Here is a 20,193-nt window from a genome sequence, read left to right as displayed (position 1 = left end):
GGATCAAGACCCGGCGCATAACAGTCGCGCGGACGCGAAGGCCGGCCCCGGCCCGCGGCGCCGGCCCGCGGCGCGGAAGCCGCGCGGCGGACGTCGTCACGCACCGCACCCGCCACATGGCGCGCGCCCGGGCCCGCGGCGCGGACCCGGGCGCGGAGGGCGTCGTCACGCGATCCGCGTGGACGCGCTACATCCCCTTGTCGCGCATGACGCGGCGGACGCGCTCGGCGGCCTTGGGGCCCTCGTACGCCTCGACGATGTCGTCGACGGCGCCGGCCTGCCGGATGGTGCCGTGGTCGATCCACAGGGCGGTGTCGCACAGCTGCGCGAGGAACTCGTTGGAGTGCGACGCGAACACGAGGATGCCGGAGCGGGCGACGAGGTCCCGCAGCCGGTCGCGGGCCTTCTCCATGAAGGCGGAGTCGACGGCGCCGATGCCCTCGTCGAGCAGCAGGATCTCCGGCTCGATGGACGTCACCACGCCCAGCGCCAGGCGCACCCGCATGCCGGTGGAGTACGTGCGCAGCGGCATCTGCAGGTAGTCGCCCAGCTCCGTGAACTCGGCGATGTCGTCGAGCTTCTCCTTCATCTGCTTCCGCGTCTGCCCCAGGAACAGGCCGCGGATGATGATGTTCTCCATGCCCGAGATCTCGGGGTCCATGCCGACGCCCAGGTCGAACACCGGCGCGACGCGGCCGCGGACCTCCGCGGAGCCGCGCGTCGGCTCGTAGATGCCCGACAGCAGGCGCAGCAGCGTCGACTTGCCGGCGCCGTTGTGTCCGACCAGGCCGACGCGGTCGCCGCGCCGCAGGTGCAGGTCGATGTCGCGCAGCGCCTCGACGACCACGACGTTGGACTCGTTGCGGCCGATGGCGCCGCCGGCGGCGCCGAGGAACGCCTTCTTCATGGAGCGGGACTTCGCGTCGAAGATCGGGAAGTCCACGCACGCCCCGTACGTGTCGATGCTGACGTCGGGCCCGGCGCCCCCGTCCCGGTCCCGGGAGAGGGCGCGGGCGCGGCCGTTCGGCTTCGCGGCGGTCATGTCGTCTCCTTCCCTACACCCAGTAGCTCACGCGGGCGCGCCACTGGCGCATGGCCAGCAGCGCCAGCAGCAGGCCGACGGCGGTGCAGGCCAGCACGATCCACCAGTGGTACGCCTCCACCGGCTGGCCGGTCAGCGGGGCGCGGACGATCTCGAGGTAGTGGTACAGCGGGTTGACCTCGGCGATGCGGGCGCGCTCGGCGACGGCGCCGCCCTGCTCCTCCAGCGTGCGGGTCGTCCACACGATCGGGGTCATGTAGAAGACCAGCTGGATGAGGGACTCCAGCAGCGGGGCGATGTCGCGGTAGCGGGTGGCGACGATGCCGAAGAACATGGTCACCCACACGCCGTTGGCCACCAGCAGCGCCATGCCCGGGACGACGAGCAGGAAGTCCCAGCCGAGGTCGGGGCGGAACACGGCGACGAGGATCACCCAGATGAGCATGTTGTGGGCGAGGAACAGCAGCTGGCGCCACACCAGGCGGTAGACGTGCACCGACAGCGCCGACGGCAGCTGCTTGATGAGCCCCTCGTTCTCGATGAACACCTGCGCGCCCTCGCGCACGCAGCCGGAGATGAAGCCCCAGATGATGAGGCCCACCGTCACGTGCGGCAGGAAGAACGCCAGGTCCTGCTGGAACAGCAGCGAGTACAGCAGGCCGAGCGCCAGCGCCATGGCGCCGGTGGCGATGGTGATCCACAGCGGGCCCAGGGTGGAGCGCCGGTAGCGCTGCTTGATGTCCTGCCAGCCCAGCTGCAGCCACAGCTCCCGCTGCCCGTAGCCGCGCACGAGGTCCTCCCACGCCGCCGCGATGGTGCGGCTGCGGGAGGCGGGCGGGCGTTCGCCGCCGCCGGGGGAGGTCATGCGGGCGACGGCGGCCGCCGTGTCGCGCGGGGCGCCGGCTCCGTGATCGGTCGCGTCGGGTTCAGTCACGGTCCCGAACTTACCCGCAGGGTGGTGCGGGGCAGGCCAGGCGCGGCGGGTGCGCGTGTTGCGCGTGTGACGGGTGTTGCTTTGCGACGGCCGTACGCGCGGACCCGCGGCCGCGCCGGCGCGGCCGCGGAGCGTGCCGTGGGTTGTGCCGCGGTCGACCGGCGCCGGGCCGCGGGACCGTCCGCGAGGGGCCGCGGAGCCACTCGCGCCGGGCCGCGGGACCGTCCGCGTGCGGCCGCGGACCCGGTGCGGCGAAGGCGGTGTCGGGTGGGCGGCTATGGTGTTCGCAGCTCCCGGGCGGTGGTGTACGGCACCCGGTTTTCGGGGCATACTGGTTACCCGTGCGCCGGCCCCCGCGGCCGGCCGACGAACGCAGGGCGCCCGGTCGGGCGCGGAAGGGGTCCGAGGACACATGGCCTTCGATGTGCCGGTCACGCGCGGTGCGTACACGTCGCTGTCCGACGGGTGGACGTACCTGAACGGCGTGGAGCGCGCGCAGATCCCGGAGCGGGTCTCCGCGGCCGTGGCCACCGCCTTCCGCACCGCCCCGAAGAAGCTGGCGGCGGAGCCGGCCTCCGGCTCCCACGCCCGCTCTCAGGAGACGGGCGGGTCGGCGGCCGCGGAGATGACGCGGTCGGCGCGCCGTTCGTTCGCCGACGTGGCGGGCTGCCGCGCGCAGTGCGTGGCGCTGGGCCCGTCGCGCATGGCGCTGATGAATCAGCTGTGCGACGCGCTGAGCCGCCGCATCACCCTGGGCTCGGAGATCGTGATCACCCGCACCGGCCGCCCGTCGCTGCGGGAGCCGCTGCGCCGCGCCGCCGACATGTACGGCGCCCGCGTGCGAGTGGCGGAGGCGGAGCTGTCGACGGGCTACGTCCCGGCGTGGCAGTTCGATGACCTGGTGAACGAGTCGACGCGGGTCGTGGTCGTGCCGGCCGCCGACCCGCACGTCGGCACGGTGGCCCCGGTGCGCGAGATCGCGGACCGCGTGCACGCCCGGTCGCGTGCGTGGGTGCTGGTCGACGCGACGGACTACGCCGCCCACCGGGTCGTCGACATCGACGAGTTCGGCGCGGACGCCGTGCTGCTCGACGCGACTGCGTGGGGCGGCCCCGATGTCGCGGCCCTGGCGTTCCGGAGCGAGGAGATGCTGGAGCGCCTGCATTCGATTTCGGTGCGGCCGGACGCCCGCGGCGTCGCGCGCATCGAGACGTCGACGGTGGCCCCGGGCCTGCTGGGCGGCGTCTCCGCCTCGGTGCATCATCTGGCGGAGATGGACCGGGCGGCGCACGGCCGGCGCCGCGCCCGCATCGAGCGGGCGATGCCGCAGGTCGCCGACTACCTCAGCGGCCTGACGCAGCGGCTGGTCGATTCGCTGTCGGCGCTCGGCGCCGTGCACGTCCTGGGCGTCGACGAGGATCCGGCGGCGGCGCCGGCCGACCGCATCGGCCGCGTCGCGTTCTGCGTGGAGGCCGGCGGCCGTCCGGTCGACGCGGCGGACGTCGTGCGCCGCCTGCTGGACAACGGCGTCGTCGCGTCGGCGGTGCGCCGCGGCGAGTCGGCGCTGCTGGAGGCGGTCGGCGTGTTCGAGGCGGGCGGCGCGGTGTGTGTCGGCCTGCAGCCGTTCAACACGCCGCATGATGTGGACCAGCTGGTCCGCGCCGTCGCCTCGTTCGGGTAGGGGTTCCGAGCCCGCACCGGCCGTCCCGGCCCGCGCGCCCGCCCTTTCCTGCCCGCGCCCTCGCCCTTTCCTTCCCGCGCGCGCCCTTTCCGGCCCGCGCGCTCGCGCCGGCCCGTCCGGTTCCTTGTCCGGCGTCGCGCATCGCATGTGCGCGGCGCCGTCGTCATGTCCGCGCTGTCCCGGACCTCCTGACCGCCTTGCCGCGATCCCGGTTCCCACCCGGTCGTCGTGTGATGACGCCCGGGGCATACCGCGCTTCGTGGCCATCGTTTCACCGCGTGTGCCGGATCCGACCTGGGGAAACGCCGTCGGCCGCGGTGGTTCGCTGGCCAGGAAGCGCAGTTTTTCGGCCCGCGCGGGGTACTCGTGCGTTGTGTGCCATCCTGCCGCCGCGGCGGGGATTCCGACCTGGGTTTTTGCGGGCCTGAGTGGCGGATTTCTGGCCACTTTTGCATGGGTGCCCGCCGCGGCAGCCCGAAACCGCCACCGGATCGGCCGGCCGCGGACCCTGAACATGCGACGGCGCCCGCATCGCGTGGATGCGGGCGCCGGACGGAGAGTGCGTGGTCGGCGCCGGGTGGATGCGGGCGCCGAACTGCGTGGACGGCGCGGACCGGTCGGCCGCCGCCCAGGACCCCGCCCTACGGCACCAGCACGATCTTGCCGGTGACCTCGCCGGAGTCCAGCAGCTCGTGGGCGCGGGCGGCCTCGGCGAGCGGCATCGTCTCGTGGACGGTCGGGCGGATGATCCCCTCGGCGATCATCGGCCACACGTTGTCCTCGGTGTCGGCGACGATGCGGGCCTTGTCGTCGCGGTCGCGGTAGCGCAGGCCGGTGGCGTGGATGCTGCCGCGCTTCGACAGCAGGCGGCCGATGTTGAGCTCGCCCTTGACGCCGCCCTGCAGGCCGATGATGACCAGGCGGCCGTCCTTGGCCAGCGCCTTGACGTTCCGGTCGAGGTACTTGGCGCCCATGATGTCGAGGATGACGTCGGCGCCGCCGCGTTCGGCGATGACGTCCTCGAACTGCTCCTCACGGTAGTTGATGAGGATGTCGGCGCCGAGCTCGCGGCACCGCTCCAGCTTCGCCGCCGAGCCGGCGGTGACGGCGACGGTGGCGCCGAGGCGCTTGCACAGCTGGATGGCGAAGGTGCCGATGCCGCCGGCGCCGCCGTGGATGAGCACGAGGTCGTCCATCTGCAGGCCGGCGACCATGACCAGGTTCGACCAGGTGGTGCAGGCGACCTCGGGGAGGGCGACGGCCTCCTGCGGGGTGAGGCCGTCGGGCAGCGCCATCAGCTGGCCGGCGGGGACGGCGACGTATTCGGCGTAGCCGCCGCCGGAGAGGAGGCAGAGCACCTCGTCGCCGACCTGCCAGCCGCCGGCGTAGCCGTCGGGGATGGATTCGATGACGCCGGCGCATTCGAGGCCGATGATGTCCGATTCGCCCTTGGGCGGCGGGTAGTGGCCGCGGGCCTGGAGGATGTCGGCCCGGTTGACGGCGGTGGCCGTCACCTTGACCAGGACCTCGCCGTCGCCGGGCGTCGGGGTGTCGACGTCGGTCCACTCCAGCGAACGGGGGTCGTCGGGGTCGGTCTGGATGATCGCCTTCATGGGCACGACCCTATAGACGGTCGGGTGTTTCGGGGGCCGCGCGGGGGAGGGGATAGGATTGGCGCGTCGCCGGGCGCGCCCGGCGACGGGGAGGTGTGGCAGAGCGGCCGAATGCACTCGCCTTGAAAGCGAGCGTCCCCAACGGGACCGCGGGTTCAAATCCCGCCGCCTCCGCCCCTGGTCACGCGTGCGCGGCCCCGGCCCGGCGCCGGTCCCGTGCCGCGGCGGCGTGCGCCGTCTCCGCCGTCGCGTCCCTCGCCCTGGCCGGCTGCACGATCGGCGGGCCCCCGGGCGAGCCGGCGGTCGAGGAGGCGGCGGCGCAGCCGCCCGCGCCGGGCCTGCCGCCGGAGTGGGTGAAGGCCGTCGAGGAGCTGGAGGGGGAGTACGACGCCCGCATCGGCGTGGCCCTGTCCCGCCCGGGTGCGGAGGTCGACGCCGACGGCGAGGCGGTCGGCGATCTCGGCCCGGATCTGACGGGCGAGCTGGACGTGGATTACGCGTGGTCGACGGCGAAGGTGCCGATCGCGGTGGCGTACCAGCGGGCGACGGGCGAGGTCGACGAGACGGTGGAGGCCGCGCTGACGGTCTCCGACAACGACGCGGCGGCGGCGATGTGGGATTCGCTGGGCGGCGGCATGGCCTCGCGCGATGCCGTCGATGAGGTGCTGGCGGACGCCGGCGATCATCACACGCACATGCAGACGACGGAGGACGGCGTCTACAACGGCATCTTCGGCATGACGGACTGGACGGTCGCCGGCCAGTCGGTGATGGGCGCGAATCTGCTGTGCATCGACGGCGGCCCGGAGGTCTACGAGGTCATGGGCCAGATCGCCGAGGATCAGTCGTACGGCCTGGGCCGCGTCGACGGCGCGCACTTCAAGGGCGGCTGGGCGCCGGATCCGGAGACGGGCGAGTACCTGGTCCGCCAGCTGGGCGTGGTCCCGGCGTTCGGCAACGACGGCGATGCGGCGGACGGCGCCTTCGCGGGCGTCGCGGTGGCGGTGGAGCCGGAGGACGGCACGTACCAGACGGGCATGGACGTCCTCGACGAGCTCGCGGAGGTCATCGCGGAGCATCCGCCGCTGGGCGGGGAGTGCCCGCAGGGTGGTTCGCGTGACGACGGGGCCTCCGGCGGCGAGGGCTCCGGCGAGTCCGCCGCCCCGTCCGGTGACGGGAACGCGTCGGCCGGGGAGTCCGCGGACGCCGGCGAGCCCGCCCGCGACGGCGGTTCCGGCGGAGACGAGCCGGCCGGCGAGTCCGCGGCCCCGTCCCGCGACGGGCGCCGCGACGACGCCGGCGAGTAGCCGCGCCGGCGGCCGCCGTCCCGCCCGCCCCCACGGCCCGCACGCCCCGGCCTGCGGAAACGGGGGTCGATGAACGGCGCTCACGCCGGTACCGTGGCGGTCACCCGATGACGGGCGCGCCCATCGCGCCCGGTGAGGAGGACGATCATGTCCGGCCACGACCAGACCCCGGAGACCGCCCGCAACGAGGCCGCGCCCGTGCGCGAGCTGCTCGACTCCACCCCGATCTGCCTGGTGACGACCGTCCGGGAGGACGGCACCCTCGTCGCCCACCCGATGACGCGCCGCGATGACGACCAGTCGGACGCAGCCCTGACCTTCATCGCCGGCGCCGACTCCGACCTGGTCGCCGACGTCACGCGCCTGGCCGGGCAGGCCGGGGCGGACCGGCCGGGCGCCCCGGTCGGCGTGACCGTCCAGTCCTCGAAGGGCTTCGCGTCGGTGTCGGGCTTCGCGCGCATCGACGACGACGCCGGCGCGCTGGCCCGCCTGTGGTCCGACTCCGTCGGCGCGTGGTTCGACGGCGGCCCGGAGGATTCGAGGGCCGTGCTGGTGCGCGTCGACGCCGACTCGGCGCAGTACTGGACGACGGAGTCGCGCGTCGGCACCGTCGTCGAGCTGGTGAAGGCGAAGGTCACGGGCGAGCGCCCGGACGCCGGCGAGTCCGGCACGGTCGACCTGTGATCCGCCCCGCGACGGGCATCCGCTCCCGCGAATCCGTGGCGGCCGACCCCGCCGAGGTGGCGGCGTGGTTCGCCGCGCCGGGTGCCGTCGTCAGGCTCACCCCGGGCCTCGCCCCGATGTCGGTGGAGCGCGGCACCTGCGACCTCGCCGGCGGTGAGACGGTGCTGCGCCTGCCCGCCGGGCGCCGCTGGGTGGCGCGCCACGACCCGTCGTTCCACGAGGTCGCGCCGGACCGTCTGCGGTTCGCGGACGACTGCGTGGGCGACGCCGTCGTGAAGCGGGCGGTGCGGTGGCGCCACGAGCACCTCGTCGCGCCCGACGGCGCCGGCGGCACGCTGCTGTCGGACGACGTCGACGCGCGCGTGCCGGAGGCGGCGCTGCGCCCCGTGTTCCGCCACCGCGCCGCGGTGGTCGCCGGCGACATCGAGGGTCACCGTCTGCTGCGGGAGTCGCTTGACGACGCCGGCCTCGCGCCCGCCGCCGCCCCGGGGCCGGACGCCCCGGCGGTGGCCGTGTCGGGGGCGACGGGGACCGTCGGCACGCAGCTGGCGGCGCTGCTGCGCACCCGCGGGCACCGCGTCGTGGAGCTGACGCGGCCCGGCTCCGGCGAGCCCGGCCCGATCCCCGGCGGCGAGGTCCGCGAGTGGGACCCGGAGTCCCCGGCGCCCGATCTCCTCGACGGCGTCGGGGCGGTCGTGCACCTGGCCGGGGCGCCGATCTTCGGCCGGTTCACGGACCGCCACCTGGCGACGGTGCGGGCCAGCCGCATCGGCCCGACCCGCCGGCTGGCGGAGCTGGCCGCCGCCTCCGGCGTGGGGACGTTCGTCTCCGCGTCGGCGGTCGGCTGGTACGGCCCCGACAACGGCGGGCGCGGCGACGAGCCGCTCGACGAGTCGGCGCCCGCCGGCCGCGGCGACCTCGCCGGCATCGTCGCCGGCTGGGAGGCCGCGGCCGACCCGGCGCGGGAGGCGGGGCTGCGCGTCGTCACGGTCCGCACGGGCCTGGTGCAGGCCGGCGCCGGCGGGATGCTGCCGCTGCTCGCGGCGGCGACGTTCGCCGGCGGCGGCGGGCCGCTGGGCGACGGCCGGCAGTGGATGTCGTGGATCGCCCTCGACGACCTGCTGGAGGTCTATCACCGCGCCGTCGTCGACCCGCGCCTGTCCGGACCGGTCAACGCCACCGCCCCGGAGCCGGTGCGCAACGAGGGCTACGCGGGGGCGCTGGCCGGGGTGCTGCACCGCCCGTCGTGGCTGCGCGTCCCGCGCCTCGGGCCCGCCGCCCTGCTGGGCGGGCGGGGCGCCGACGAGTTCGCGATGGCCTCGCAGCGCGCCGTGCCCGCGGCGCTGGAGGCCGTCGGCCACCGCTTCCGCCGCGCCGATCTCCGCGCGGCGCTGGCGCACGAGCTGCTGCGCGGGTGACGTCGCGAAGCCCGAGGCGCGGGTGACGTCGTCACGCACGACGCACCCGCACGCGGCGGGGCCCCGGGCCGGATCCGATCCGGCCCGGGGCCCCGTCGTCACGCAAGGGGCGCGCACCCGCGCGCCGCACCCCGCGCGCTACGCGATGCCGAACGCCCCGAGCAGGCGGTCGCCCTCCTCGCGGGTGGTGACCGTGATGCGCAGGCCCTCGCCGACGAAGCAGCGGACCATCACGCCGCGCTCGGCGACGGCGGCGGCGACGCCCGCCGCGTCGGCGCCCTCCCCGGCGCCGGGGACGCGGGCGGCCAGCGGCGCGATGCGCGCCTCCGGGATCCACAGGAAGTTCGCCTGCGTGCCGGGCACGACGACGTCCTCCCCGGCGGCCGCGTTGATGGCGTCGGTGACGCGGACGCGCTCCTCGCGGACCTCCGCGACGCGCTCCAGCAGCTCCTCGCGGGCGCCCAGGCACGCCTCCGCGGCGGCCTGCGACACCGCGGTGACGGAGAACGGGATGCACACCTTGTTCACGGCCTCGACGAGGTCGGCGGCGCCGAACATGTAGCCGATGCGCAGGCCCGCCAGGCCCCACACCTTGGAGAACGTGCGCAGGCCGACGACGTTCGGGCGGCGGCGCATGACCTCCAGCGCATTGGGGGTGTCCAGGCCGGTGCGGGACGGGTCGGCGGGGTCGAAGCCGTCGACGAGCTCGATGTACGCCTCGTCCAGCGCGACGACGACGTCCTCCGGCACGCGGTCCAGGAACGCCTCCAGCTCGGCGGTCGACGACACCGTGCCGGTCGGGTTGTTGGGGTTGCACACGAAGATGAGGCGGGTGCGGTCGGTGATGGCGTCGGCCATCGCGTCGAAGTCGTGGCGGTGGTCGGCCGTCAGCGGCACCGGCACCGGCACCGCGCCCGCCACCCGCGCGAAGATGCGGTACGCCTCGAAGCTGCGCCACGGGAACAGCACCTCGTCGCCGTCGGCGCAGGTCGCCAGCACCAGCTGCTGGCACAGCGCCGACGAGCCGGTGCCGACCGCGACCTCGGCGGCGTCGACGCCCAGGTACTCCGCCAGCGCCTCCCGCACCGACGACGCCCCCATGTCCGGGTAGCGGTTCGCTCCGGCGGCGACCTCCCGGATGCGGTCGACGACCGACGGCAGCGGGCCGTGGGCCATCTCGTTGCTGGCGAGCTTCAGCACGCCCGGCCGGTCCTTGCCGGGGACGTAGGCGGGGATGTCGGCGAGGTCGGGGCGGATCATGGGGCGGATCCTACCGGGGCGGCGAACGGGTTTTGCCAGGCGGGGGAGGTTGGCGCTAGGATTGCCGGAGCGCGGAGGCGTGCCAGAGCGGCCGAATGGGGCTCCCTGCTAAGGAGTTGCCTGTCTAGCGACGGGCCGGAGGTTCGAATCCTCTCGCCTCCGCCACGCGCCCGTAGCTCAACGGATAGAGCATCTGACTACGGATCAGAAGGTTAGGGGTTCGAATCCCTTCGGGCGCACCAGCGACGCGGTCACCATGCGGTGGCCGCGTTTTCGCGTGCCCGGGGGGTGCGCGGCGGGGCGGGGTCCGCGGGTGTGCGCGCGGTTGCGCGTGGCTGTGCTTTGCGACGGTTCCCGCTCCGGCCCGCATCCGCCGGCCGGGGCGCGGTGCCGTCCGCGGCGGTGTGTTGCGACGCCTCCCCGCGGCGGCGTCATCGCCGCCCGTTCGCCCGCGCTTCGCAGGGCGTTTTCGGGGCGTGACCTGGGGATTTTGACGAATCCGGGTCCGGGGGTAAAGTAACTCCCCGTTGCAGGGAAGGACAACGTCCCGACCGCAGCGGACTGCGCCCGTAGCTCAACGGATAGAGCATCTGACTACGGATCAGAAGGTTAGGGGTTCGAATCCCTTCGGGCGCACCACTTCTTCAGCCGCCCCGCCGGAATTCCGGGCGGGGCGGTTTTTTTCGCGTGCGGCCCGGATGCGGCGCCGCGGGGAATCGTTAGGCTCGGCGGTGCACCGGGCGGCGCGGCCCCGCTGCCCCGGCCGCTGATCACGACGACGCGAAGGAGACCGAGCCCATGAGCTTCACCGTGTACCTGTCCGGCGAGATCCACACGAACTGGCGCGAGGAGATCGAGCGCGGCGCCGAGGCCGCCGGCCTGGACGTCACGTTCACCGCCCCCGTCACCGACCACGACGCCAGCGACGCCGCCGGCGACCACCTCGGCGAGGAGGAGGGCTTCTGGCGCGACCACCAGTCCGCCAAGGTCAACGCCATCCGCACCCGCACGCTCATCGAGGACGCCGACATGGTCGTCGTCCGCTTCGGCGAGAAGTACCGCCAGTGGAACGCCGCCTTCGACGCCGGCTACGCCGCGGCGCTGAACACCCCGTACGTGACGCTGCACGACGAGTCCGTCGTCCACCCGCTCAAGGAGGTCGACGCGGCGGCGCAGGCGTGGTGCACGACGACGGACCAGGTCGTCGAGATCCTGCGCTACGTCCTCAAGGCGTAGCCGCAGTGCTCCAGTAGGTTGCGAACGCCGCCTGCCGGGGCATCGCCATACCCGGTGACGGCGATGGCGAAGGGCGCGAAGAAGGGAAGGCCGTCCCCGTGATTGTCCGTGGTAGCCGCACGCCCGGACCCGGAAACGGCCTTCCACGGCACCCTCCAACGCACCGCTGACCCCCAACCGGCGGTCTCCGCGGTGCCCGCGGGGTCGTTTCGACCCGGTTGGATGCGCGGGCTCGCGGGGTCAGACCCACTTACGGCCATTCCGACCCTGTTCTAACTGGGTCGGAATGGCCGTAAGTGGGTCTGGCGGGAATGCGGGCGGGCCGGAAGTGGGTCTGGCGGGAATGCGGGCGGGCCGGAAGTGGGTCTGACGGGGAGACGGGCTGGCCGTAACCGGGTCTGGCCGGAACGTGGGAGGGTTGGCAGCCGAACGGCCCCCGCGGCGGCGGGTGAGCCGCGGCGGGGGCCGTCGTCACGCAATTACGCGATCTCGATGCGGGCGCCGAGGTGCTCGGCGTGCTCGAGCTGCGCGACCCACCCGCGGTCACCCGGGCGGATGCGGATGGTCGGGCGGTGCGACAGCTGCACGCCGCCGGGCGCCTCGCGCGGGCCGGAGCGGGCCTCGTAGCGCTGGCGGCTGACGTAGCCGGCGTCGACGAGCTTCTCCACCGTGCCGCCCACCGCGAGCTCCTCGCGCGCCGACGACAGCAGCCGCAGCGCCTCGTCCAGCGCGTCGAGCACGGCGGCGGAGTTGTTCTCGCACATCGCGCGGACCAGGTGCGGGGCGGTGCCGGCGACGCGGGTGCCGTCGCGGAACGACCCCGCGGCCAGCGACAGGGTGAGCACGCCGCCGGTGTCGCCGACGACGGCCAGCGCCTCCGCCAGCAGGTGCGGCAGGTGGGAGATGCGGGCGACGGCCCGGTCGTGGTGGCGCGCCCGCGCGGCGATGACCTCCGAGCCCACCGACTCGCCGAGCTCCGCGACCGCGCGGAACACAGCCCTCCATTCGGGGGAGGTCTTGCGGCCGGCGCGGCGCTCGTCGTCGGCGTGGTCGTAGCAGACGACCCACGGGGCGCCGTCGAACAGCCCGGTGAACGTCGCCTCCCAGCCCGACTCCGCGGTGCCCGCCATCGGGTGGGCGCCGACGTAGCGCTCCTGCATGCCGCGGGCGCGGACCTCGTCGTACACCGCCTGCTTCACGCTGACGACGTCGGTGACGCCGCACGTCGGGGCGTACTCCTTGATGGCGTCGAGCATCGCCGGCACCGCGGGCATGGGCACGCCGATGACGATGAGCGCACCCTCGGCCTCCGCCCTGCGCAGCGTCGCCTCCAGGTCGCCGGAGACGTCGAAGCCCTCCTTCGCCGCCTTCCGCACCGCGCCCGGGGAGCGGTTCCACCCGAAGGCCGCGCCGCCGGCGCCCGCGACGTCGCGCAGCAGGCAGCCGCCGATGAGGCCCAGGCCGAGGATGCAGGTCGGGGTCGAGGGGGCGTGAGTGCTCATCTGCCAAGCATGGCACAGCCGCGCTAACGTTGTGCGGCATGAAGGACGACTTCGGGGATGACCGCGACGACGACCGCTCCTACGCCGTCGCCGTGGCCCGCGGCGACGACGGGTGGACCGTCACCGAGCTTGACGACGAGGCCCTCGACGACCTGGACGCCGCCGTCGCGGGGACCCGCCGGCTGCGGGCGGAGCGGGCGTCGTTCGCGATGCTGAACATCGACGACGACTACTTCATCCTCCTGCGCCCCGCCCCCGGCGGGGAGGTCCGCGCCGTGCTGTCCGATGCGACGGCGGCGGTGACGGACGACATCGCGGCGGACGTGCTCGACGAGCTCGATGTCGACGTGCCGGACCTCGACGAGGACGAGCTGGACGACGTCGACGCGTGGCCGGAGGGCGACCTCGGCATCCTCGCCGACGTCGGCCTGCCGGAGGACGTCCTGTCGGTCATCTGCGACGACCAGTCCCTGTGGGCGTGCGAGCAGCTCCACGCCATCGCGGAGGCCCTCGGCTTCGAGGAGGAGCTGGCCGACGTCACCGGCGTGGACGTCGACGACCTCGACGACCTCGACTGATGCCCGCGCTCCCGACGCCGGAGCGGCGGGCGGCCGACGAGACGTGGATGCGCCGCGCCATCGCCGTCGCCGCCGCGACGCCGGAGGGCGACGTGCCCGTCGGCGCCCTCGTCGTCGACTCCCGCGGCGAGGTGCTCGCCGAGGCGGCGAACCGGCGGGAGGCCGACGCCGACCCCATGGCGCATGCGGAGGTGCTGGCGCTGCGGGAGGCGGCGCTGCGCCACGGCGACGGCTGGCGGCTGGAGGACTGCACCCTGTACGTGACGCTGGAGCCGTGCGTGATGTGCGCCGGCGCCGCCGTCATGTCGCGCGTGGGCCGCATCGTGTTCGGGGCGTGGTCGCCGAAGACGGGGGCATGCGGCTCCATCGCCGACGTCGTCCGCGAGCCCGCGCACCCCTTCGTGCCGGAGGTCGCCGGCGGGGTGCTGGCCGACGAGTGCGCGGGGCTGCTGCCGGCGTTCTTCGGCGGGCGGAGGTAGCCGCCCGCGGTCGTCGCGTGACGACGGCGCCCGCCGCGGCCGGGTGGCCCGCGGGCGGGCGGAGGTGACGATTCGGGATCGGCCGCCCGGAAGACCATGGCGCACCGCCGCGGACGGGACTAGCCTCGACGGAGTTAACGTCACTCGACAGAAGGAGAACTCCATGGGCGACTTCCAGAACAAGGCCGAGGAGCTGGGCGGCAAGGCCAAGGAGGCCGCCGGCGAGGCCACGAACAACCAGGACCTGCAGAACGAGGGCAAGGGCGATCAGGCCAAGTCCCAGATCAAGCAGGGCATCGAGGACGCCAAGGACAAGGCCACCGAGGCCCTCGGCAAGCTCAAGGGCGACGACTAGTCCCCTTCCGATCGCGCCCCCGCGCGGCGGCACCGGCCGCCGGCGGGGGCGTCGTCATGCGCGGGCCCCGCGGACGCGGGTGCGCCGGGGGTGCGGGCGGCGCGGGTCCCGTCGTCACGCGATGCGGAGCACATGGCGCGGGCCTGGGGATTTGTCGCCGCGGACGGGCGTTCGGTAACCTCACCGGCGGTGGCGTGTCCGAGCGGCCGAAGGTGCTCGCCTCGAAAGCGAGTGTTGGGTAATACCAACCGAGGGTTCAAATCCCTCCGCCACCGCGGGCGCCGGGGCCGGCATCCCAGACGGGATGCCGGCCCCGGTTTTTTCGTTGCGTTGCGACGGCGCCCGCCGCGGCCCGTTCGCCCGCGCCTCAGCGGTGCCGCGCGGCCATGGCCCACCGGCCGAGCGCCAGCAGCGCCAGCGCCCACAGCAGCACCCACAGGCCTGAGAGCATCGGCCCGCCGAAGGGGAGCGGGAACTGGGTCTCCTCGCCGATGAACGTCGCGCCGTTGGCTAACGGCAGCAGCGCGTGCAGCGTCGCGCCGCCGGGGGCGAGGACGAGCATCGGCTCGACGACGAACTGCCACGTCAGCAGCCCGCCGACGCCCAGCGTCGCCGTGCGCGACACGGCGCCGAGGCCCACGGCGATGCCGCACAGCAGGAACCCGTAGACCGCCAGGGTCCACCAGCCGTGGAGGACCTCCGGGTCGCCGAGCGACCAGCCGCCGGTCACCGACGGGAACACCGCCATGGCGGGCAGGATGCACAGGGGCACGGCGACGGCGAGGACGATGGCCGTCGCAAGGCCCGTGACCGCCCACTTCGCGGCGAGCACGACCCACCACCGGCGGCACGCGCGGTGCGTCAGGCCGAGGGTGCCGCCCCGGTAGTCGCCCGTGACGGTGCCGACGGCCCACAGGGCCATGACGGTCGCCGTCGCCAGGCGGATCCAGTGCAGCACCTGCACCGGCTCCCACGACGTCGCGGCGCCGCCGCCGGCGGACCCGGCCGCGGAGGCCTCCAGGAGCTCCTTCGCGACGACGGCCTGCGCGCACATCGCCAGCGCCGCGACGACGCCGAGCAGCAGCGCGAGCGGGGCGGCCCAGCGCAGACCCGGCAGGGACGACGCCTTCACCCATTCGGCGCGGATCTGGCGCATGAGGATGCGGCCCATGTCAGTTCACCTCCCGGTGGACGGCGGTGTCGGCGGAGTCGGGGTCGGGGCCGGCACCGCCCGGCGGGGCGCCCAGCCCGACCTCCCCGTCGCCGGAGCCCGCATCCCGCGGGCCGCGCCCGCCGTCCCCGAAGGCCATCTCGTCCGTCCTCTCCGCGGGGCGGGTCCCCGCCTCTCGCGCCGCGCCCCTGAAAAGCGCGGCTAACCTAAGCCGAATATATGTACGTGAATATCTGTCAGAAATAGATCGACCCCGAAAGGGGGTGCTACTCGGAGGGGTTCCCCGCCAAAACGGGCCCGGTTCCACCGATGTCATTCCGCCCGGGGGTGATTATGTGGGGGAAAGAACCGGGATCGGGGCGTCGTCACGCGAACACCGCGCCACCACGGGCGCCGCACCCCGCGCGACCCGCGCGGGCACCTCCCGCGGCGGGCGCGACCCCGCCGGCGCCGCGTCCCGCACCCGCCCCGGCGCACCCCGGCGACCCCGCGGCACCCCCTCCGCGCACCCGCCGGACCCCGCGGAGGCCCCGAACCGGGCCAGCCCGATGCCGCCCCCTTCCGTAGACTGGGAGGGGTGGACGGCCGCCGCCCGACCCCCGGGCCCGGCCGCGCGAAGGAAGGGGAGTCGTCATGGCGAAGGCGCTGTTCGCGCTCGGCCGCTGGTCCTACCTCAACAAGTGGAAGGTCATCATCGCGTGGGTGATCATCCTCGCGGGACTCGGCGGTTCCGCCGCCGCCTTCCAGAAGGGGTTCTCCGACCAGTTCGCCATCCCCGGCGCCCCGTCGACGCAGGCCTCCGAGCTGCTCGACGAGTCGTTCCCCGGCCAGCCCAACCCCGTCAACCAGATGATGGTCACCGTCGCCTTCCGCGCGCCGGAGGGCGAGAAGCTGTCCGACCCGGCCAACAAGGAGGCCGTCGACCGGGTGGTGAAGGCCATAGAAGAGGACACGGGGCAGCTCGGCTCCACCCTCCAGCTGGCCAACCCCGTCGACGTCGAACCGGAGATGACGAAGGCCATCGTCGACGCGTCGACGTCGATGGGCATGCCCCGCGACGTCGCCGAACTCGACGCGAAGTACCTGTCGGTGCTGTCGGAGAACGGGCGCATCGGCACCGCCACCTTCACCTTCGACATCGCCGCCCCCGCCGACCTGGAGCCGCAGAACCGCCAGGCCGTGCTCGACGCGATGCAGCTCGGCCGCGACGCCGGGCTCGAGGTCGAGGCGATGGGCCCCGGCTTCATGGACCCCGTCGAAATCACCGCCCTGTCGGAGATCATCGGCGTCGTCGTCGCGTTCATCGTGCTCATCGTGACGTTCGGCTCGCTCATCGCCGCCGGCATGCCGCTCATCACCGCCGTCATCGGCGTCGGCGTCGGCGCCCTCGGCGTCGTCCTGCTCACCGCCTTCGCGGAGCTCAACACCGTCACGCCCGTCCTCGCCGTCATGATCGGCCTGGCCGTCGGCATCGACTACGCCCTGTTCATCATGGCCCGCTACCGCGCGGAGCTCGGCACCGGCATCTCCCGGCCCGACGCGATGGGCCTGGCCACCGGCACCGCCGGATCGTCCGTCGTCTTCGCCGGCGCGACGGTCCTCATCGCCCTCGCCGCCCTCGTCGTCGCCCGCATCCCGTTCCTGTCCTGGATGGGCGTCTCGGCGGCGGCGACCGTCGCCGTCGCGGTCATCATCTCGCTCACCCTGCTGCCGGCCATCATGGCGCTGGTCGGGCGAAAGGTGTTCGGCGCCGCCATCCCCGGCATCGCCGGCAACCCCCTCAAGGGCGCCCGCCGGCCGCTGTTCCGCGGCAAGACCATGGGCCGCCGCTGGGTCGAGCTGGTCCACCGCGTCCCCGGCCTCTTCCTCGCCGTCGTCGTCATCGGCCTGCTGGCCCTGGCGCTGCCGGCGAAGGACCTGCGGCTCGCGCTGCCGTCGGACTCCACCGCCAACCTGGACACCACCCAGCGCCAGGCCGTGCAGATCATCGAGGAGGGCTTCGGTCCCGGCCGCAACGCCCAGATGGTCGCCGTCGTCAACGCGGAGGACGTGAACCCCGACTCGCCGCTGCTCGCCCCGCTCGTGCAGGCGATGGAGGGCATGGACGTCGACCCGGGCAAGGCCCCGGCGATGGCGTCGTTCGTCGAGGTCCTCGACCAGCTGGAGAACAACGTCGACGTCGCGCACGTCCAGATCGTCGGCATCAACGAGCCCGGCACCGCCGCGCAGCTGATGATCACCCCGGCGACCGGCCCGCTCGACGAACGCACCTCCCAGATGCTCACCGCCGTCCGCGAGCAGCTGGACGACATCTCCGCCGCCACCGGCGTCCGCACCGGCGTCACCGGCCTGGTGCCCATTGAGATGGACGTCACGCAGCAGCTCTCCGACGTCATGCCGATGTACCTCGGCATCGTCGTCGGCCTGGCCATCGTCCTGCTGCTGCTCGTCTTCCGGTCCATCGTCGTGCCGCTGACGGCGGGCCTCGGCTTCCTGCTGTCCGTCGGCGCCGCGTTCGGCGTGACGGTGGCGGTGTGGCAGCAGGGCTTCGGCGGGTTCATCGACACCCCCGGCCCGCTGGTGTCGTTCATGCCGATCTTCCTCATCGGCGTCACCTTCGGCCTCGCCATGGACTACCAGGTGTTCCTCGTGTCCCGGATGCGCGAGCACTACACGCACTCCGGCGGCCGGAAGAACCCGAAGTCGAGGTTCAACGCGGTGGAGGAGTCCATCGTGGAGGGCTTCTCGCACGGCGCCCGCGTCGTCACCGCGGCGGCGCTCATCATGATCATCGTGTTCTTCGCGTTCATGGGGCAGCCGCTGCCGTTTGTGAAGATCTTCGGCTTCGCCATGGGCGTCATGGTCCTGTTCGACGCGTTCCTCATCCGCATGACGCTCATCCCGGCGTCGATGTTCCTCCTCGGCCGCGCCACCTGGTGGCTGCCCCGCTGGCTGGACCGCATCCTCCCGTCCGTCGACGTGGAGGGCGAGGGCCTGGGGGACCGCCGGCGCGAGCTCGTCGCCGAGGCCCGGGAGGACGAGCGCGATGCGCGTGACGACGGGGCCTTCGTCGCCGTCGGCCCCCGCGACGACATGGAGGCCGGCGAGGCCTCCCGCGGCGACGACGGCGACCTCGGCGCGGCCGCCGAGCCCGGCCCCGCCGCCGGCGAGGACCCGGGGCGCGGCGTGCCGCCGGAGTCCGCCGGCGGCCGCGACGGCCGCGACTCCGGCCCGGCCGACGGCCGCGATTCGGGTTCCGGCGCCGCCCCGCGCGATAATGCCCGGGACCACGACGACCGGAACCGGACGCGTGACGGCGCCCGCCACCGCGGCGACCGCCGCCGCGGACCGGGCAGCAGGGGGAGCCGCTGATGACCGACACGACCGACGCCGACCGGACGGGCGGGCCCGCCGAGACCGGGCGGCCGGGCACGCCCGCCGAGACCGGGCGGCCGGGCACGCCCGCCGACGCGGGCCGGCCGGGCATGTCCTCCGACGCGGGCCGGCCGGGCGGCGCGCCTCGCCCGGAGGCGGCCGCGCCGGAGCGGCAGCCGTCGTCACGCGACCCGTGGGCCACCGGATTCACGGTGACCGCGCGCGACGAGTCGGCGCCCAAGGCGCGGGCAGGCGTCCTGACGACGCCGCACGGCGACATCGCGACGCCCGCCTTCATCCCCGTCGGCACCAAGGCCACCGTCAAGACCCTGACCCCCGAGCAGGTCCGCGACCTCGGCGCCCAGGCCGTCCTGTCCAACGCGTACCACCTGTACCTCCAGCCCGGCGACGACATCGTCGACGAGGCCGGCGGCCTGTCCCGCTTCATGAACTGGGACGGCCCCACCTTCACCGACTCCGGCGGCTTCCAGGTGATGAGCCTCGGCGTCGGCTTCCGCAAGACCCTCGCCATGGACGTCTCCGGGCTGCAGAACGACGACGTCGTCGCCCCCGGCAAGCAGCGCAACGCCTTCGTCGACGAGGACGGCGTCACCTTCCGCTCCCACATCGACGGCTCCGAGCACCGCTTCACGCCCGAGGTGTCCATGGGCATCCAGCACCGCCTCGGCGCGGACATCATCTTCGCGTTCGACGAGCTGACCACCCTCATGAACACCCGGCCCTACCAGGAGGACTCCGTCGAACGGACCCGCCGCTGGGCCGAACGCTGCCTCGAGGAGCACAACCGCCTCACCATCGAGCGCGCCCACCGGCCGCGGCAGCAGCTCTTCGGCGTCGTCCAGGGGGCCCAGTACGAGGACCTGCGGCGATCCGCCGCCCGCGGGCTCGTCGACCTGTCCGACCGCTTCGAGGCCGACGGCCGCCTCGGCTTCGCCGGCTACGGCGTCGGCGGCGCGCTGGAGAAGCAGCGGCTCGGCGAGATCGTCGGCTGGGTCACCGACGAGCTGCCCGAGGACCGGCCCCGCCACCTCCTCGGCATCTCCGAGCCCGACGACGTCTTCGCCGGCGTCGCCGCGGGCGCCGACACGTTCGACTGCGTCGCCCCCACGCGGCTCGCCCGCCGCGGCGGCGTGTACACGCGCGACGGCCGCATGACCCTGACGAACGCGCGCTTCAAGCGGGACTTCGGGCCCATCGACCCGGAGACGCCGTCGTACGCGTCGCTCAACTACTCGCGCGCCTACCTGCACCACCTGCTGAAGGCGAAGGAGTATCTCGCCGGCACGCTGTGCACCATCCACAACCTGTACTTCATGGTGAAGCTGGTGGACGACATCCGCGCGGCGCTGGCGAACGGCGACTTCGAGGCGTTCCGCGAGGAGTTCCTGGGCCGGTACTACGCGGGCGAGGCCGCCCGCCGCGCCCGGACGAACTAGGGGAGGGGCGCGGCGCCGGGCCGTCCTGCCCGCGCACGAGGCGCGCCCGCCGGCTTGCCCGCCAGATTGCCCGCTTCGCGCGTCCGTCCCGCCGGCGCCCT

The 20,193-nt window shown here is 74.1% G+C and carries 17 protein-coding genes and 5 tRNA genes; 15 read left to right on the top strand and 7 right to left on the bottom strand.

The window, feature by feature from the left end; translation table 11 throughout:
• Positions 1-187: 187 nt before the first annotated feature.
• Together wzt and wzm are read right to left on the bottom strand one after the other, a co-directional pair.
• Positions 188-1,042 carry a galactan export ABC transporter ATP-binding subunit Wzt/RfbE gene (gene wzt / locus QQS41_RS06345; protein WP_448851793.1) on the bottom strand — a complete coding sequence of 285 codons (855 nt, stop codon included), beginning with the start codon at positions 1,040-1,042 and terminating at the stop codon, positions 188-190.
• 13 nt (positions 1,043-1,055) lie between these two features.
• The gene (wzm, locus tag QQS41_RS06340; protein ID WP_448851996.1) at positions 1,056-1,907 is read right to left on the bottom strand and encodes a galactan export ABC transporter permease subunit Wzm/RfbD; all 852 of its coding nucleotides are present in this window, start codon (positions 1,905-1,907) and stop codon (positions 1,056-1,058) included.
• Between the two features lie 481 nt (positions 1,908-2,388).
• Between wzm and QQS41_RS06335 the strand changes: the two genes are divergently transcribed.
• Entirely contained in the window at positions 2,389-3,657 is a 1,269-nt protein-coding gene (locus tag QQS41_RS06335; RefSeq protein ID WP_448851792.1) for an aminotransferase class V-fold PLP-dependent enzyme, read from the top strand.
• 641 nt (positions 3,658-4,298) lie between these two features.
• Here the strand turns inward: QQS41_RS06335 and QQS41_RS06330 are convergent.
• Positions 4,299-5,270, bottom strand: coding sequence for an NAD(P)H-quinone oxidoreductase (locus QQS41_RS06330; protein ID WP_448851791.1), 972 nt, complete (start codon positions 5,268-5,270; stop codon positions 4,299-4,301).
• Positions 5,271-5,359: 89 nt separating this feature from the next.
• On the opposite strand from QQS41_RS06330, the gene QQS41_RS06325 reads away from it, so the two are divergent.
• The 4 genes from QQS41_RS06325 to QQS41_RS06310 all read left to right on the top strand — a co-directional run bounded on the left by QQS41_RS06325 (position 5,360) and on the right by QQS41_RS06310 (position 8,679).
• Positions 5,360-5,444, top strand: a tRNA-Ser gene (locus tag QQS41_RS06325).
• 179 nt (positions 5,445-5,623) lie between these two features.
• A complete protein-coding gene (locus QQS41_RS06320) occupies positions 5,624-6,577 on the top strand; it encodes a hypothetical protein (protein ID WP_448851790.1) in 954 nt (317 codons plus the stop codon).
• Between the two features lie 147 nt (positions 6,578-6,724).
• Positions 6,725-7,261, top strand: a complete 537-nt coding sequence (locus QQS41_RS06315) for a pyridoxamine 5'-phosphate oxidase family protein (RefSeq protein ID WP_448851789.1) — start codon at positions 6,725-6,727, stop codon at positions 7,259-7,261.
• Positions 7,258-8,679 (top strand): TIGR01777 family oxidoreductase, encoded by a 1,422-nt coding sequence (locus QQS41_RS06310; protein WP_448851788.1) that lies wholly within the window; start codon positions 7,258-7,260, stop codon positions 8,677-8,679. The genes QQS41_RS06315 and QQS41_RS06310 overlap by 4 nt, the downstream gene beginning before the upstream one ends.
• 138 nt (positions 8,680-8,817) lie before the next feature.
• On the opposite strand, the gene QQS41_RS06305 is transcribed toward QQS41_RS06310, so the two are convergent.
• Positions 8,818-9,939: a histidinol-phosphate transaminase gene (locus QQS41_RS06305; protein WP_448851787.1), complete on the bottom strand. Its 1,122-nt coding sequence runs from the start codon at positions 9,937-9,939 to the stop codon at positions 8,818-8,820.
• Positions 9,940-10,012: 73 nt separating this feature from the next.
• Here QQS41_RS06305 and QQS41_RS06300 point away from each other — a divergent pair.
• The 4 genes from QQS41_RS06300 (at position 10,013) to QQS41_RS06285 (ending at position 11,175) form a co-directional block, all read left to right on the top strand.
• Positions 10,013-10,104: transfer RNA gene (locus QQS41_RS06300), tRNA-Ser, on the top strand.
• 1 nt (position 10,105) lies between these two features.
• Positions 10,106-10,181, top strand: a tRNA-Arg gene (locus tag QQS41_RS06295).
• 321 nt (positions 10,182-10,502) lie between these two features.
• Positions 10,503-10,578, top strand: a tRNA-Arg gene (locus tag QQS41_RS06290).
• Between the two features lie 159 nt (positions 10,579-10,737).
• Positions 10,738-11,175 carry a YtoQ family protein gene (locus QQS41_RS06285; protein ID WP_448851786.1) on the top strand — a complete coding sequence of 146 codons (438 nt, stop codon included), beginning with the start codon at positions 10,738-10,740 and terminating at the stop codon, positions 11,173-11,175.
• A gap of 479 nt (positions 11,176-11,654) precedes the next feature.
• On the opposite strand, the gene QQS41_RS06280 is transcribed toward QQS41_RS06285, so the two are convergent.
• Complete coding sequence (locus QQS41_RS06280; protein ID WP_448851785.1) at positions 11,655-12,677, bottom strand: prephenate dehydrogenase; 1,023 nt, start codon at positions 12,675-12,677, stop codon at positions 11,655-11,657.
• A gap of 38 nt (positions 12,678-12,715) precedes the next feature.
• Here QQS41_RS06280 and QQS41_RS06275 point away from each other — a divergent pair, with 38 nt between their 5' ends.
• From QQS41_RS06275 to QQS41_RS06260, 4 genes are all read left to right on the top strand, one after another.
• Complete coding sequence (locus QQS41_RS06275; protein ID WP_448851784.1) at positions 12,716-13,255, top strand: tRNA adenosine deaminase-associated protein; 540 nt, start codon at positions 12,716-12,718, stop codon at positions 13,253-13,255.
• Entirely contained in the window at positions 13,255-13,734 is a 480-nt protein-coding gene (gene tadA, locus QQS41_RS06270) for a tRNA adenosine(34) deaminase TadA (RefSeq protein WP_448851783.1), read from the top strand. The genes QQS41_RS06275 and tadA overlap by 1 nt, the downstream gene beginning before the upstream one ends.
• Before the next feature lie 163 nt (positions 13,735-13,897).
• Positions 13,898-14,089, top strand: coding sequence for a CsbD family protein (locus QQS41_RS06265; protein WP_448851782.1), 192 nt, complete (start codon positions 13,898-13,900; stop codon positions 14,087-14,089).
• Between the two features lie 188 nt (positions 14,090-14,277).
• A tRNA-Ser gene (locus QQS41_RS06260) sits at positions 14,278-14,364 on the top strand.
• A 92-nt stretch (positions 14,365-14,456) separates the two neighbouring features.
• On the opposite strand, the gene QQS41_RS06255 is transcribed toward QQS41_RS06260, so the two are convergent.
• Both QQS41_RS06255 and QQS41_RS06250 read right to left on the bottom strand, forming a co-directional pair.
• Complete coding sequence (locus QQS41_RS06255; protein ID WP_448851781.1) at positions 14,457-15,260, bottom strand: hypothetical protein; 804 nt, start codon at positions 15,258-15,260, stop codon at positions 14,457-14,459.
• A gap of 1 nt (position 15,261) precedes the next feature.
• A complete protein-coding gene (locus QQS41_RS06250; protein ID WP_448851780.1) occupies positions 15,262-15,399 on the bottom strand; it encodes a hypothetical protein in 138 nt (45 codons plus the stop codon).
• Positions 15,400-15,893: 494 nt separating this feature from the next.
• Here QQS41_RS06250 and QQS41_RS06245 point away from each other — a divergent pair, with 494 nt between their 5' ends.
• The gene (locus tag QQS41_RS06245) at positions 15,894-18,632 is read left to right on the top strand and encodes an MMPL family transporter (protein ID WP_448851779.1); all 2,739 of its coding nucleotides are present in this window, start codon (positions 15,894-15,896) and stop codon (positions 18,630-18,632) included.
• The gene (gene tgt, locus QQS41_RS06240) at positions 18,632-20,092 is read left to right on the top strand and encodes a tRNA guanosine(34) transglycosylase Tgt (RefSeq protein WP_448851778.1); all 1,461 of its coding nucleotides are present in this window, start codon (positions 18,632-18,634) and stop codon (positions 20,090-20,092) included. Before QQS41_RS06245 ends, tgt begins: the two co-directional genes overlap by 1 nt.
• The last annotated feature ends 101 nt before the right edge of the window (positions 20,093-20,193 follow it).

This window comes from Corynebacterium sp. 335C (assembly GCF_053525695.1).
Note: the sequence above shows the minus strand (reverse complement) of the source record. Positions and strands in the feature narration are given on the sequence as shown.